The 13557-nt window shown below is 67.7% G+C and carries 14 protein-coding genes and 1 other RNA gene; 10 read left to right on the forward strand and 5 right to left on the reverse strand.

Annotated features, from left to right (window positions below; genetic code table 11):
- Nucleotides 1–47 precede the first annotated feature (47 nt).
- From BLU08_RS06040 to rsmA, 3 genes are read left to right on the forward strand one after another with little or no spacing between them, the layout of a single operon-like run.
- A complete protein-coding gene (locus BLU08_RS06040; protein WP_233996113.1) occupies nt 48–1376 on the forward strand; it encodes a peptidylprolyl isomerase in 1329 nt (442 codons plus the stop codon).
- A 24-nt stretch (nt 1377–1400) separates the two neighbouring features.
- Nucleotides 1401–2423, forward strand: coding sequence for a 4-hydroxythreonine-4-phosphate dehydrogenase PdxA (pdxA, locus tag BLU08_RS06045; protein WP_090196761.1), 1023 nt, complete (start codon nt 1401–1403; stop codon nt 2421–2423).
- Entirely contained in the window at nt 2420–3244 is an 825-nt protein-coding gene (gene rsmA / locus BLU08_RS06050; RefSeq protein WP_090201091.1) for a 16S rRNA (adenine(1518)-N(6)/adenine(1519)-N(6))-dimethyltransferase RsmA, read from the forward strand. Before pdxA ends, rsmA begins: the two co-directional genes overlap by 4 nt.
- On the opposite strand, the gene BLU08_RS06055 is transcribed toward rsmA, so the two are convergent.
- Entirely contained in the window at nt 3234–3671 is a 438-nt protein-coding gene (locus BLU08_RS06055; protein WP_090196764.1) for an ion channel, read from the reverse strand. The genes rsmA and BLU08_RS06055 overlap by 11 nt on opposite strands.
- 83 nt (nt 3672–3754) lie before the next feature.
- Nucleotides 3755–5851, reverse strand: coding sequence for a malate synthase G (locus tag BLU08_RS06060; RefSeq protein ID WP_090196766.1), 2097 nt, complete (start codon nt 5849–5851; stop codon nt 3755–3757).
- 142 nt (nt 5852–5993) lie between these two features.
- On the opposite strand from BLU08_RS06060, the gene BLU08_RS06065 reads away from it, so the two are divergent.
- The 4 genes from BLU08_RS06065 (at nt 5994) to BLU08_RS06080 (ending at nt 9876) form a co-directional block, all read left to right on the forward strand.
- Nucleotides 5994–7217: a hydrolase gene (locus tag BLU08_RS06065; RefSeq protein ID WP_090196769.1), complete on the forward strand. Its 1224-nt coding sequence runs from the start codon at nt 5994–5996 to the stop codon at nt 7215–7217.
- On the forward strand, nt 7214–8242 hold the full coding sequence (locus BLU08_RS06070) for an arginine N-succinyltransferase (protein ID WP_090196771.1): 1029 nt from the start codon (nt 7214–7216) through the stop codon (nt 8240–8242). The genes BLU08_RS06065 and BLU08_RS06070 overlap by 4 nt, the downstream gene beginning before the upstream one ends.
- Nucleotides 8239–9492, forward strand: coding sequence for an N-succinylarginine dihydrolase (locus tag BLU08_RS06075; RefSeq protein WP_090201096.1), 1254 nt, complete (start codon nt 8239–8241; stop codon nt 9490–9492). Before BLU08_RS06070 ends, BLU08_RS06075 begins: the two co-directional genes overlap by 4 nt.
- A 132-nt stretch (nt 9493–9624) precedes the next feature.
- The gene (locus BLU08_RS06080) at nt 9625–9876 is read left to right on the forward strand and encodes a hypothetical protein (protein WP_090196774.1); all 252 of its coding nucleotides are present in this window, start codon (nt 9625–9627) and stop codon (nt 9874–9876) included.
- A 72-nt stretch (nt 9877–9948) separates the two neighbouring features.
- On the opposite strand, the gene BLU08_RS06085 is transcribed toward BLU08_RS06080, so the two are convergent.
- From BLU08_RS06085 to mscL, 3 genes are all read right to left on the reverse strand, one after another.
- Entirely contained in the window at nt 9949–10467 is a 519-nt protein-coding gene (locus BLU08_RS06085; RefSeq protein ID WP_090196778.1) for a hypothetical protein, read from the reverse strand.
- A gap of 350 nt (nt 10468–10817) precedes the next feature.
- Nucleotides 10818–11162, reverse strand: a transfer-messenger RNA (tmRNA) gene (gene ssrA / locus BLU08_RS06090).
- A 64-nt stretch (nt 11163–11226) separates the two neighbouring features.
- Nucleotides 11227–11667, reverse strand: coding sequence for a large conductance mechanosensitive channel protein MscL (mscL, locus tag BLU08_RS06095; protein ID WP_090196783.1), 441 nt, complete (start codon nt 11665–11667; stop codon nt 11227–11229).
- 208 nt (nt 11668–11875) lie between these two features.
- On the opposite strand from mscL, the gene BLU08_RS06100 reads away from it, so the two are divergent.
- The 3 genes from BLU08_RS06100 to BLU08_RS06105 are packed head-to-tail and all read left to right on the forward strand — an operon-like array spanning nt 11876 to nt 13556.
- Nucleotides 11876–12478: a LemA family protein gene (locus BLU08_RS06100; RefSeq protein WP_090196785.1), complete on the forward strand. Its 603-nt coding sequence runs from the start codon at nt 11876–11878 to the stop codon at nt 12476–12478.
- Nucleotides 12475–12699, forward strand: a complete 225-nt coding sequence (locus BLU08_RS15115; protein WP_157674465.1) for a hypothetical protein — start codon at nt 12475–12477, stop codon at nt 12697–12699. Before BLU08_RS06100 ends, BLU08_RS15115 begins: the two co-directional genes overlap by 4 nt.
- The gene (locus tag BLU08_RS06105; protein ID WP_090196788.1) at nt 12696–13556 is read left to right on the forward strand and encodes a YgcG family protein; all 861 of its coding nucleotides are present in this window, start codon (nt 12696–12698) and stop codon (nt 13554–13556) included. Before BLU08_RS15115 ends, BLU08_RS06105 begins: the two co-directional genes overlap by 4 nt.
- Nucleotide 13557: the final 1 nt, after the last annotated feature.

The following is a 13557-nucleotide window of genomic DNA, read 5'->3' on the forward strand; positions in this document are numbered from 1 at the left end:
ATCAGGACGGAAACGAACACGTGAATTCGACGAACATGATGAAGACCATGACTGCCGCCTTAGCGGCTCTGGCGATGTCCGCCGTCCCGGTCCTGCCGGCCGCGGCGCAGACGCTCGCGGTGCCGACCGCCGACAATCCCTTCGGCATCCCCGACGACATCCGGATCTTCGACAAGGAGAACCCGAACACCCGCACAGCCACCGCGGTGGTCAACGGCTATGTCATCACCGGCACCGACATCGAACAGCGCGTCGCGCTCGTCACCTCGGCGTCGGAAGCCGAAGTGTCGGAGGAGGAGCTCGAACGGCTGCGCGTCCAGGTCCTGCGGAACCTGATCGACGAGACGCTCAAGATCCAGGCTTCCGAAGCGCTCGAAATGCCGGTCAGCGAGGCCGAGATCGAGCAGACCTATGCACAGCTCGCCGCGCAGAATTTCGGGCAGGAAACCGACAAGATGGGCGAATACCTGCGCTCGATCGGGTCCTCGCCCGCCGCGCTCAAGCGGCAGATCGCGGGCGAGATCGCGTGGGAGAACCTCCTGCGCCGCAACATCATGCCCTTCGTCAACGTCTCGGCCGAAGAGGTCAACGACGTGCTCGAACGGCTTGAGGAATCGCGCGGGCAGGACGAATACCGGGTGGGCGAGATCTATCTCTCCGCCACGCAGGAAAACCGCGCCGCGGTGCTCCAGAACGCGCAGCGGATCATGGAACAGCTGCGCCAGGGCGGCAGCTTCGTCGCCTATGCCCGCCAGTTCTCCGAGGCGACCACGGCGGTCGTCGGCGGCGATCTCGGCTGGATCCGGCTTGGCCAGCTGCCGCCGCAGCTCGACGCGGCGCTGGGGGGGATGCAGCCGGGGCAGCTCAAAGGCCCGATCGAGATCCCGGGCGGCTTCTCGATCATCTACCTCATCAACAAGCGCAAGGTGGCGATGGCGGATCCGGCCGATTCGCTGCTCAACCTCAAGCAGATCGCGATCAACTTCGAACCCGACGTGAGCCAGGAAGAAGCCGAGGCCAAGGTCAACGAATTCGCCGCCTTCGTGAGCGAACTTCGCAGCTGCGCCGATGCCGAAAGCGCGCGCGACGTGCTGGGGGCGACGGTGGTCTCGAACGATCAGATCCGCGCCGCGAACCTGCCCGAACAGCTGCGCGCCATCATCCTCAACATGCAGATCGGCCAGACCACCCCGCCCTTCGGCTCGCCCGAGGAAGGGGTGCGCGTGCTGATGCTGTGCGGGCGCGACGATCCGGAACAGGTCGGCGGGCCGAGCTTCGACGAGGTGATGGACCAGATCGAGCAGGAGCGGATCAACAAGCGCGCCCAGCGTTACCTGCGCGACCTCCGCAACGACGCCTACATCGAATACAACTGATCCGGCGAGCGGGGCCTGCAGGCGGTGACACCCGAAGCTCCGATCGCGCTGTCGCTCGGCGATCCGGCGGGGATCGGGCCGGAGATCATCGCCGAAGCCTGGGTCCAGCGCGATCGGACCGCACCGCCGCGGGGTGCGCCGCATCCCTTCTTCGTCGTCGGCGGGCCCGAGGTGCTGCGCGCGGCGATCGCGGCGCGCGGTCTCGACTGCCCGCTGGTCCCGATCGCCGAGCCGGCCGAGGCGCTGTTCGCCTTCTCCGCCGGGCTGCCCGTGATGGCCGGGCTCGATGCGCCCTACACGCCGGGCCGGCCGTCCGAGGCCGGCTCGAAGCTGGCGCTCGCCTCGCTGTCCTATGCCGCCCGCTTCGCGCTCGGCGGCGTCGCCGCGGCGCTCGTCACCGCCCCGATCGCGAAGGCGGAACTGGCCGCGGTCGGTTTCACGACGCCGGGCCAGACCGAATTCCTCGCCGATGCCTGCCGCCTGCCCTATCGCGACGCGGTGATGATGCTGGCCGGGCCGAGCCTTCGCACGGTCCCGCTCACCGTCCACTGCGCGCTGTCAGAGGTGCCGGCGCTGCTCACGAGCGATCTCATCGCCCACAAGGCCCGCATCGTCGCAGCCGGCCTCGCGCGGGATTTCGGCATCGCCCGCCCGCGCCTCGCGATCGCCGGGCTCAACCCGCACGCGGGCGAAGGCGGCCGGTTCGGCGACGAGGAGGCCCGCGTGATCGAACCGGCGATCCGCACCCTGCAGGGCGAAGGGTTCGCCGTGGTCGGTCCCGTGCCGGGCGATGCGCTGTTCACCTCGCGCCTGCGCGCCACCTATGACGCGGCGCTGTGCATGTATCACGACCAGGCCCTGATCCCGCTGAAGGCATTAGAATTCGACGAGGGCGTCAACGTCACGCTGGGCCTGCCGATCATCCGCACCTCGCCCGATCACGGCACCGCCTTCGACATCGCGGGCAGGGGCGTGGCCGATCCCGGCGCGATGTGTGCCGCGATCCGCATGGCCGCCGAGTGCGCGCGCGTGCGGGCAGCGGCGTGACCGCCCTCCCCCCGATCCGCGAGGTCATTGCGCGCCACGGCCTCTCGGCATCGAAGGCGCTGGGACAGAACTTCCTGCTGGACGAGCAGTTGCTCGCCCGCATCGCCGCCATCCCCGGGGACCTGTCGGACCGCGCGGTGCTCGAGGTCGGGCCAGGCCCCGGCGGGCTCACCCGCGCCCTGCTGAAAGCCGGGGCGCGCGTGACCGCGATCGAGATGGACCGCCGCTGCCTCCCCGCGCTGGCCGAACTGGGCGAGGCGTTTCCGGGCCGGCTCAGCGTGATCGAGGGCGATGCGCTGAAGCTCGATCAGGGCGCGGCGATGGGCGGCGAACCCTTCGCGGTGCTGTCGAACCTGCCCTATAATGTCGGCACGGCGCTGTTCGTGAAATGGCTGTCGGGGGAGCAATGGCCGCCGCAGTGGACCTCGCTCACGCTGATGTTCCAGCGCGAGGTGGCCGAACGGATCGTCGCTCAGCCGGGGACGGGCGCCTATGGCCGGCTGGCCGTGCTCGCCCAGTGGCGCGCCGAGGCGAAGCTCGCGCTGAAGGTCCACCGCAGCGCCTTCACCCCGCCGCCCAAGGTGATGAGCGCGGTGGTCCACATCTCCCCTGCCGAAGCGCCCGCGGGCGTTTCGGCCCGAGTCCTCGAACGCCTGACCGAAGCCGCGTTCGGCCAGCGCCGCAAGATGCTGCGCCAGAGCCTCAAATCCGTGCCCGGCGCGCGCGAGGCGCTGGCGGGCCTCGGTATCGACGAGACGCGCCGCGCCGAGACGCTGGGCGTCGGCGAATTCGTCGCGCTCGCCCGGCGGCTCACTGCCTGAAGCTTTCGCCCCAGATCGTGTAGATGAAGGTCGCCGACCAGGTGATCAGCATGAAGCCGGAAAGCGAGACCATCATCACCATCAGCCGGATCGGCCCGTGCGCCTCCATCCCGGTGTAGCCGAGCGTCGAGAAGGAAATGCCGGCGAAATAGAGGTGATCGGCCGCGTCGGTGCCGTTCATCCCGTCGATCAGCATCCCGTTGGCCGGGTCCTCCAGCAGGGTTGCGACGACGAAAGCGGCGATGCCGATCTCGATGATGTGGAGCAGCGCGAGGCCCCAGAAGGTCAGCAGCAGGCCGAGCGGGCCGTGCCGGTGGCGTTCGGGCTTGAGCCAGCGGATGGTTTCGAGCCCGGCGAGATGGATCGCCCCGTAGGAAAACAGGAGGGCGATGCCCCAGCCAAGGACATGGAGTTCGGCTTGCGTCATCACCCGCACCAAGCATCCGGGGGCGGCGTCGTTCCAAATGCAACCTAGGTTGAGCGAGGTTCGACCCGGCCCCGGCGGGCGCCTTATTCCGCCTTGGCGCGCGCCCGCCACTGGTGCAGCAATGGTTCGGTGTAGCCGCTCGGCTGTTCGGCGCCCTTGAAGATCAGGTCCCTCGCCGCGCTGAAGGCAGGCCCGTCCTCGTTGCCGATCAGCGGGCGGTAGAGCGGGTCCTGCTCGTTCTGCGCGTCCACCTTGGCGGCCATGCGGCGCAGCGAATCCATCACCTGTTCCTCGCTCACCACGCCATGATGCAGCCAGTTTGCGATGTGCTGCGAGGAGATGCGCAGCGTCGCGCGGTCTTCCATCAGGCCCACGTCGTCGATGTCGGGGACCTTGGAACAGCCGACGCCCTGGTCGATCCAGCGCACTACGTAGCCGAGCAGGCCCTGGCAGTTGTTGTCGAGCTCCTCGCGCAGCTCGTCCTCGGGCCAATTGGTGTTCTCGGCCAGCGGGATGGTGAGCAGCGCGTCGAGCCCGGGGGCATCCGGCAGGCCCGCCTGGATCTCGAACACGTTTTCGCGGTGATAATGCAGCGCGTGGAGCGTCGCGGCGGTGGGGGACGGCACCCAGGCGGTGTTCGCGCCTGCGCGCAGGTGCCCGATCTTCTCCTCCATCATCGCGGCCATCCGGTCGGGCGCGGCCCACATCCCCTTGCCGATCTGCGCCTTGCCCGACAGGCCGTGGCGAAGCCCGATCGCGACGTTGCGAGCCTCGTAGGCCTGGAGCCAGGCGGCGCCCTTCATGGCACCTTTCCGCATCATCGGCCCGGCGCGCATCGAGGTGTGGATCTCGTCCCCCGTCCGGTCGAGAAAGCCGGTGTTGATGAACACGATCCGGTCCTTCACCGCGTGGATGCAGGCGGAAAGGTTGGCGCTTGTGCGGCGCTCCTCGTCCATCACCCCGACCTTTATCGTGTGGCGCTTGAGGCCGAGAAGGTCCTCCACCGAATCGAACAGGTCGTTGGTGAAGGCGCATTCCTCCGGCCCGTGCATCTTGGGCTTGACGATGTAGATGCTGCCGCGCCGGCTGTTGCCGTATTTCGCGTGGCCCTCGACGTCGAGCGTGCTGATCGCGCTGGTGAAGACCGCGTCCATAAGACCTTCGGGGATTTCGCTGCCGTCGGGCAGGAGGATCGCGGGATTGGTCATCAGGTGGCCGACATTGCGCACGAACAGCAGGCTGCGGCCCGGCAGGGCGTGGCTGGAACCGTCCGGCGCGGTGTAGGCCTTGTCGCCCGCCAGCTTGCGGGTGAGCGTCTTGCCGCCCTTCTCGAAGCTCTCCTCAAGGTCGCCCCGGATGACCCCGAGCCAGTTGGAATAGGCCAGGAGCTTGTCGTCTCCGTCCACCGCCGCGACCGAATCCTCGCAGTCGGCAATGGTGGTGAGCGCGCTTTCGATGACGATGTCGGATATGCCCGCCTTGTCGGACCTGCCGACATCGGTCGTCGGATCCAACACGATCTCCACATGGAGCCCGTTGTTCACGAACAGAAGCCCGGCCTCGGTCCGGCCGACATATTGGGTTTCATCAACCAGCGCGATGTCGTCCGGCCCGGCTATGTCGCTCCAGCTGCCGTCCTTCAGCGGGAAGGTCTCGTCGAGAAAGGCGCGCCCGCGCGCGATCACCGCGGCGCCGCGCGCCGGGTCGTAACCGCCGGGCTTCGCGGGCGGCGCGTCGAGCGCGTCGGTGCCGTAGAAGGCATCGTAGAGGCTCCCCCAACGGGCATTCACCGCGTTGAGCAGAAAGCGCGCGTTGAGGATCGGGACAACCAGCTGCGGGCCCGCCATCGTCGCGATCTCGGGATCGACGTTTTCGGTCGCGATGGCGAAATCGCCCGGCTCGGGCACGAGATAGCCGATCTCCTCGAGGAAGGCGCGGTATTGCGCCGCGTCATGCGGCTGGCCGCGGCGTTCCTCATGCCAGGTGTCGATCCGGCGCTGCAGATCCTCGCGCTTTTCGAGCAGGGCGGCGTTGCGCGGGGCGAAATCGGCGAGTAGTCGGGCAAAACCGTCCCAGAACGCCTCGGTGTCCCGTCCGAGGGGCTTCAGCACTTCGCGCTCGAGGAAATCCGCCAGCCGGCCATCGACCGACAGGCCGGCGCGGGTGATCATCTCTGCCATAGTTTCGTGTCCTCAATGACTCGCGTGAACGGGTCCCGGGGGAGGAGAACGGCTGGCGCTATGGCGAAGCGCCCCGCCCTTTGCAACCGGCGCATCCCGGGCACGGGTTGGAACGGCGCGCGCGGGCGGCTAGGAAGCGGGGATGGACAGGCGAAGCTCCCCCGCCATCGATGCGACCGCGATGCTCGAACAGGTCGAGGCGTGGAGCGCGATCAACACCGGCTCGGGCCATCTCGAAGGGCTCGCGCGGCAGGCCGATGCGCTGGCCGAAGCCTTCGCGGCGCTGCCGGGCACGGTGGAACTGGTCGATCCCGCGCCCGTCACCGCGATCGCGGGCGACGGCAGCCCATACGAAAAGGCAAATGGCCGGCACCTCGTCGTACGCGTGCGCCCGCGGGCGAATCGGCGGATCCTGCTGACCGGCCACATGGACACGGTCTTCCCTCCCGACCATCCTTTCCAGCATCGGCGCTGGCTCGACGAGGAAACCCTGAACGGACCCGGAGTGGCCGACATGAAGGGCGGGATCGCGGTCATGCTCCACGCGCTGACGGCGTTCGAGCAGAGCCCGGCGGCCCCGGGCCTCGGCTACGACGTGATGATCAATTCGGACGAGGAGACCGGCTCGCTCGCCAGCGCCCCGCTGATCGAGGAGCTCGCCAGGGGCAAGCTCGCCGCGCTGACCTACGAACCCGCCGCGCTTCCCGACGGCACGCTCGCCCATGAGCGCGGGGGCACCGGGAACTACGCGGTAGCGATCACGGGCCGATCCGCCCACGCCGGACGCAACCCGCAGGACGGGCGCAACGCCATCGTCGCGGCGGCGGACCTGATCCTGCGACTGAAAGCGATGGAAGGCGAGGACATCACGGTGAACCCGGCAAGGCTCGAAGGCGGGGGGCCGAACAACGTCGTCCCCGACCATGCCCTGGTGCGCTTCAACATCCGCCCTAAATCGAGCCGGGCGATGGAGGGGTTCGACACGGCGCTGGACAGCGTCCTCGAAGAGATCGCCGCCGCGCACGAGGTCGCCGTCGTCCGCCACGGCGGCGTCACCCGCCCGCCCAAGCCGGTCGACGCGCGCGCGCAGGCCCTGTTCGACCTCGTGCGCGAATGCGGCGCGGAGCTGGGCCAGGACATCCGCTGGCAATCGACCGGCGGCGTGTGCGACGGCAACAACATCGCGGCCTGCGGCGTGCCCGTGGTCGACACGATGGGCGTGCGCGGCGGCGCGATCCATTCGCCGGACGAATTCCTGATCGTTCCCAGTCTTGCCGAGCGCGCCGTGCTTTCCGCCCGCGTGATCGAACGGCTGGCCGAAGGCGCGCTGGGCGAACGCGAAGCCGGCGAAGGAGCGGGAGCATGAGCTTCCTCCTGCGGGCCGCGCGCCCCGATGATCTCGAACATCTCTACGAAATGGCCAAGCTGACGGGCGGCGGCTTCACCAACCTGCCGGCCGACCGCACCGCGCTGAAGAGCAAGCTCGATGCGGCCGCCCGGGCATTCGCGAACAGCGGCGAGGAACTGACTGCGGAACAATTCGTGCTGGTGCTCGAGAATCACGAGACCGGCGCGGTGCGCGGAACCAGCCAGCTCATGACCATGGTGGGCCAGCGCTGGCCGTTCTATTCCTATCGCCTCAACACGCTGACCCAGTATTCTAAGGAACTCGACCGCACCGTGCGCGCCGAGATGCTGAGCCTGGTCACCGACCTCGAAGGCTTTTCCGAAGTCGGCGGGCTGTTCCTCCACCCCAATGAACGAGCCGGGGGCCTCGGCCTGCTGCTCGCGCGGTCGCGCTACCTGTTCATCGCGATGCATCGCAGACGTTTCGCCGACAAGATCCTCGCCGAACTGCGCGGGATCATCGACGAGCGCGGCGGATCGCCCTTCTGGGACGGGGTCGCGGGGCGTTTCTTCGGGATGAGTTTCCAGGAGGCCGACTATTTCAACGCGATCAACGGCAACCAGTTCATCGCCGACCTCATGCCCAAGCACCCGGTCTATGTCGCCATGCTCGACGACGACGCGCGCAGCGTGATCGGCGTGCCCCACCCCACGGGGCGAGCGGCGATGCGGATGCTCGAACACGAGGGCTTCAGCTACGAAGGCTATGTCGACATCTTCGACGGCGGCCCGACCATGATCGCCCGCACCGACGAGGTGACCACCGTGCGCAACAGCGTGCGCGCGGTGGTCGAGGACATCGACCTTGCCGAGGGCGAGCGCGCGATCCTCGCCACCGGCCGGCTGGCAGGCTTCCGCGCCTGCTACGGCGCGCGCGTTCTTACGGGCGATGCGCAAGGCGGCTTCGGAATCGCGATCGACAGCGCCGCGGCGGACGCGCTCGATGTCGGCGAAGGCGACGAGGTGTGGAGCGTGGCGCGGTGAGCGGTCTCGTCGAGATCAATTTCGACGGCATCGTCGGGCCTTCGCACAATTACGCGGGGCTGAGCCTCGGCAACATCGCGAGCGCCAGCCACAAGGGCGACCCGTCCTACCCGCGCGCGGCGGCGCTGCAGGGCCTCGCCAAGATGCGCGGCAACCTCGCGCGGCTCGGCGTGCAGGGCTTCCTCCTGCCGCTCCCCCGGCCGAACGGGGTGCTGGCCGGGCAGCTCGCGCTCGACGGGAGCGAGGACCCGGCCCTGCGCGCGGCGCCGTGGTCGGCTTCGAGCATGTGGACCGCCAATGCCGCGACCGTCTCGCCCGCCCCCGACACGGCGGACGGGCGCTGCCACATCACGCCCGCCAATCTCGTCACCATGCTCCACCGCGCGCAGGAATGGCCGGACACGCAGCGCCAGCTCGCGATCGCCTTCGGCAATGCCGATCATTTCGCGCTGCATCCCCCGGTTCCGCCGAGTTTCGGCGACGAGGGCGCGGCCAATCACATGCGCCTGTGCGACAGCCATGGCGAGGCAGGCGTCGAAGTGTTCGTCTATGGCAGGCCCGGGGGCCGCTTCCCCGCCCGCCAGCACGAACAGGCCAGCCGCCTCGTCGCGCGCGCGCACGGGCTCGATCCGGGCAAATGCGTCTTCATCGAGCAGAACCCCGCCGCGATCGAGGCCGGCGCGTTCCACAATGATGTCGTCGCGGTCGCCAATGAACGCGTGCTCTTCACCCATGCCGAGGCCTTCGCCGACCGGCAGGGTGCCCATGATGCGATCGGCGCCGCCTTTCCCGCGCTCGAAGTCGTCGAGGTGCCCTCGGACAAGGTCAGCCTTGCCGAGGCGATCCGGACCTATCTCTTCAACGCGCAGTTGCTGACGCTGCCCGACGGGGCGATGGCGCTGATCGTGCCCGAGGAATGCCGCGAATCCGCCAGCGTATGGGCGTGGTGCGAGGAGATGGTCGCCGCGAACGGCCCGATCCGCGACGTGGTCCCGGTCGATGTCCGGCAGAGCATGGCGAACGGTGGCGGCCCGGCCTGCCTGCGGCTCAGGGTGGTGTGCGATCCGGCGACGGTCGACCCGCGCTTCCTGCTCGACGAGCGCAAGGCGGACAGGATCGATCGGGTGATCCGCGAGAAATGGCCCGAACAGATCGATCCGGCGGATCTGGGCAGCGACGCCCTCGCGCGAGACGTGGTCACCGCCCGTACGGCACTGCTCGCCGCGCTCGATCTCTCGGTGCTCGCCTGATCATGGTTAACGCATTTGCGCGGGTGCGTCGGATGGGCTTACATTCCTCTTCGCGTTAACCAATCCGATCGCCGTGCCTCCGCGCTTGGCACATGGCTTGCATCGGATAGGCCTTAACGGGCAGGAGAGACCATGCTGCACAAGATCGCGAGGCTGTTCGTCATCAAGACGAGGTTCGAGGCCTACGTGATCATCTTTGCGCTGGCGCTGGGCGCGATGACCCGCGGCACAGCCTATCTCGAGGAATATCCCGGCATTTTCGGCCAGCTCCTTTTCCTCGCCACCAGCGGCGCGGTGTTTCTCGGCGGGGCCAAGATCCTCGACTGCCTCCGGCTCGAACGCGAAATGCGCGAGACCCGGGGAGAAAGCGAGCGGGGCGAGTAGCGCGGAACCGGGGGCTTGCCGCGAAGCTCCGGGGTAATGCCGGGTGCCTCGCACACGCCGGAAAGCGGCCGGTCACCGTCCGGCCGAATTGCCCGCCTCGACCGTTTGCTCCAGTTCGAATTCGCCGTCGACGATCGCCTCCCCGTCCTTGCCGAAGCGGGGGAGGATCACGAGATCCTCGGCGCTCGTCAGTTCGATGAAAAGCTTCTTGCGCCGGCGGTCACGCACCCCACCCCTGAAGGCGACCTCGAGCCGCGGCTGGCCGCGCACCGCGATCACGCGATTGCGGAACATCGAGCGCAGTTTGCGCAAGGTGGGCTTGCTGAAATGACGCATCCGGTCGCGCGCGACGACGATGTCTCCGTTTTCGTCGACATAGGATTCGCCGCGCGGCACCGACCCCGGGACCGGGACGTTGAGAAGGTCGAAAAAGACGTCCGGCTCCATCTCGACCACGATCTCGTTGGGGCGCAATACCGGGCGATAGGTCAGCGGCGTGCGCCGCCCCACCCGGTTGAAGTCGACGGGGTCCTGGCCCGCGACGAGCAGGAACTTGCCGTTCCAGCGGCTGACGAATCCGATGGGGAGCACAGCCGCGACGTCCGCGCCTCCTCGCGATCCCCGAAACGCGCCTTGCGAAGCAGGCCGCGGGGCGGAAGGCACTCGGCCTCGCAGATCGCCTTCAGCCGGGACAGCCAGGCCTGGTAAGGCTCCGCGACGGCCGCGGAGGAAGGCGCCAGCACGAAGACTGCGCCGACGCAGAGGAATAAAGCGAACCCGCGCACGCCTGTCTCCCGCCAGAAGCGGTGGAGAAGGTAGCACGGGAAACGGGCGAATCAACTTTGAACACCTCCCTGCGATGGGGGGTTCTTCGCCGATTTGGACGGCCCGATATGGAAAGAGAGGGTGGGGGATTCTGTTGCTAGGCTCCCCCGGGCCCCCGGAATCCGCTTCTGTTGCCCGGTGGGTCCAACCGCGCTTTAGCTTTGTAAATTCAGGCCGTTAGGCCTTAAAATTACGCAGCGAGAGCGAGTGCTTCGTTGTCGTTGGCACTTATGGGTTTTGAGCCTTTAACGGGTTACTCAGCCCGGACGAAAACAACGCTTTTCAGCCCACGTCGATCCTGGTTCGGCCCCGTCAGAAAGCCCTGAAATCTCAGGGTTTGTGGTGGAGCCGCCGGGTACTGCCCCCGGGTCCGTTGTGCCTATTGCACGCTGCACTTTATCGTCATAGTCGGATCGCTCCGACACAGCCGATATAGCGGTTCGGAACTGAATGTGAAGTGACCGTGTTCGGTTCCCGGCGGGCGGTCGCCCTTGCGGTGCCGTGCGGGTCGGCAATCCTGTCCGGCTACTTGCGGAGCGCATCCCTGATTTCGGTCAGCAGCTCGATCTCGGTCGGGCCGGCGACTTCCTCGGGCGGCGTGACCTCGCCCTTTTTCTCGAACCGCTCGATGACCCGGTTGGTGTAGCGCACCAGCAGGAAGATGATGAAGGCCAGGATCACGAAGTTGATCACCGCGGTCGCGAACGCGCCGTATCCGATCATCGCGGCCCCTGCCTCCTTGAGCGCGGCATAGTCGGTCGTCGAACCGGCATAGCCATCGGGCACCGAGAGCAGCACGAAATACTGCGAGAAGTCCGCGCCGCCGAAGATCGCCCCGACCACCGGCATGATGATCTCGTCGGTGAGCGATTTCACGATCACCGCGAAGGCCCCGCCGATGATCACCGCGACGGCGAGCTGCATGACGTTGCCCTTGGCGATGAATTCGCGGAATTCCGAAAGCATCTTCGCGTTCCCCCTGTATCTTGCTGTATCTTGCCTGCCGTACCTGCTTGCGACACGCCTTGTCCTTTGCCGCCTCGCTTCCTGCCTGCCAAGGGCGATCGGCCGCCCTTCCCCCGCTTGAAAGGGTCAAGGGGTGTGCTATATCCGCAATACAGGAAATTGCCGCGCGCCTCCACATCGGGTCGGCGCGCCATTCGGAGGGATTTCGATGACGTTGAAGACGCTTTTCCGCGGCGCTTTCGCCGCCATGGCCGCGCTGAGCCTCGCCGCCTGCGGGATCAATTCGGTCCCCGCGGCCGAGGAGAATGCGAAGGCCAAGTGGGCCGATGTCGAGGCACAGTTCCAGCGTCGCTCGAATCTCGTCCCCAATCTGGTCGAGGTCGTGCAGGGCGCGGCCGAAAGCGAGCGCGGCATCCTCACCGAAGTGACCGAGGCCCGCGCCCGTGCGACCAGCATCAACGTGTCGGCCGAGGAGCTCGACGATCCGGCCAAGATGGAACAGTTCGCCGCCGCGCAGGGCCAGCTGGGCCAGGGCCTCGGCCGCCTGCTCGCCAGCTTCGAGGCCTATCCGCAGATCCAGTCGAACCAGAATTTCGTCGCGCTGCAGAGCCAGCTCGAAGGGACGGAAAACCGCATCGCGGTCGCGATCCGCGACTACAACGAGGCGGTGCGCCAGTACAACACGACGATCCGCACCTTCCCCGACACGATCGGCGCGAACATCATTCACGGCGCCGAGCCGCTGGTGCCCTATTCGGCCGTGACCGAAGGCGCCGATGTCGCACCCTCGATCGACATGACGAGCAATTGAGCGGGGCCTGGCGTATCGGCGATGGTGAGCGCAATGACGGGCTGCCCATGCCTGTCGCTCCCGGCGAGCGGCAAACGGTGAAAGACGAGGACGCGAAGATCATCATCGAAGCCGGCTTGCTACCACGTTTTCGCCAAGGCGCTTCCGACAGCGGCCTCAAGGCCGCTGTCGACAGTCTCGTGCGCGAAGTCTCCGCAATGGTGACGCAGGAGGCTGCATGAAGCGCATCGCCCTGTTCCTCGCTTCGCTGCTGGCGCTTCTTGGCGCGCCCCTCGCCGCGCAGGATTTTCCGCCGCTCACGGGGCGCGTTGTCGACCAGGCGGGGATCATCCCGTCCGATGTCGAGGCGCAGTTGACGCAGCAGCTCGAAGCGCTCGAGGCGCAATCGCAACGCCAGCTCGTCGTCGCCACGGTTCCCGACCTCCAGGGATACGAGATCGCCGATTACGGCTACCGGCTGGGCCGCGAATGGGGCCTGGGCGATGCGGAGCGCAACGACGGCGCGCTGCTGCTCGTCGCCCCGACCGAGCGGCGGGTGCACATCGCCAGCGGCTACGGGGTCGAAGGCTGGCTGACCGATGCCGTCTCGAAACTCATCATCGAAAACCAGATCGTGCCCGCCTTCCGCGAAGGCGACTATGCCGGCGGGATCGTCGCGGGTACCGACGCGATCGTCGAAGTGCTGATGCTGCCCCCGGACGAAGCCGCGCGGATCGCGCAGGAAGCGGGCGAGGCGCGCGAGAAGGATGGCGGCTTTCCGGTCGGAATGCTGATCTGGCTGGCCTTCATGTTCATCTTCTTCGTCCTTCCCATCATTCGCTCCGGCAAGCGCCGCAAGTATCGCGCGCGCAGCAACGGGCCGTGGGGCAAGCGTGACGATGACGACGACGATTACGGCGGCGGCTGGGGCCGCACGGCGCGCGACATCATCCTGTGGGAAGTCGGCACGGCCATCGCCCGCGGCGCGATGGGCGGCGGGCGCGGAGGCGGCTTCGGCGGCGGGGGCTTTGGCGGTGGCGGCGGGTTTTCCGGCGGCGGCGGTTCGTTCGGGGGCGGCGGCGCCTCCGGGGGCTGGTAGA

Source organism: Erythrobacter sp. HL-111, assembly GCF_900105095.1.
Lineage (GTDB): Bacteria > Pseudomonadota > Alphaproteobacteria > Sphingomonadales > Sphingomonadaceae > Erythrobacter.

Coding starts and splice junctions, on each gene's coding strand:
- BLU08_RS06040 (WP_233996113.1), top strand. CDS start 48: ATGACTGCCGCCTTAGCGGCTCTGGCGATGTCCGCCGTCCCGGTCCTG.
- BLU08_RS06055 (WP_090196764.1), bottom strand. CDS start 3,671: ATGACGCAAGCCGAACTCCATGTCCTTGGCTGGGGCATCGCCCTCCTG.
- BLU08_RS06060 (WP_090196766.1), bottom strand. CDS start 5,851: ATGGCAGAGATGATCACCCGCGCCGGCCTGTCGGTCGATGGCCGGCTG.
- BLU08_RS06065 (WP_090196769.1), top strand. CDS start 5,994: ATGGACAGGCGAAGCTCCCCCGCCATCGATGCGACCGCGATGCTCGAA.
- BLU08_RS06070 (WP_090196771.1), top strand. CDS start 7,214: ATGAGCTTCCTCCTGCGGGCCGCGCGCCCCGATGATCTCGAACATCTC.
- BLU08_RS06080 (WP_090196774.1), top strand. CDS start 9,625: ATGCTGCACAAGATCGCGAGGCTGTTCGTCATCAAGACGAGGTTCGAG.
- mscL (WP_090196783.1), bottom strand. CDS start 11,667: ATGCTTTCGGAATTCCGCGAATTCATCGCCAAGGGCAACGTCATGCAG.
- BLU08_RS06100 (WP_090196785.1), top strand. CDS start 11,876: ATGACGTTGAAGACGCTTTTCCGCGGCGCTTTCGCCGCCATGGCCGCG.
- BLU08_RS06105 (WP_090196788.1), top strand. CDS start 12,696: ATGAAGCGCATCGCCCTGTTCCTCGCTTCGCTGCTGGCGCTTCTTGGC.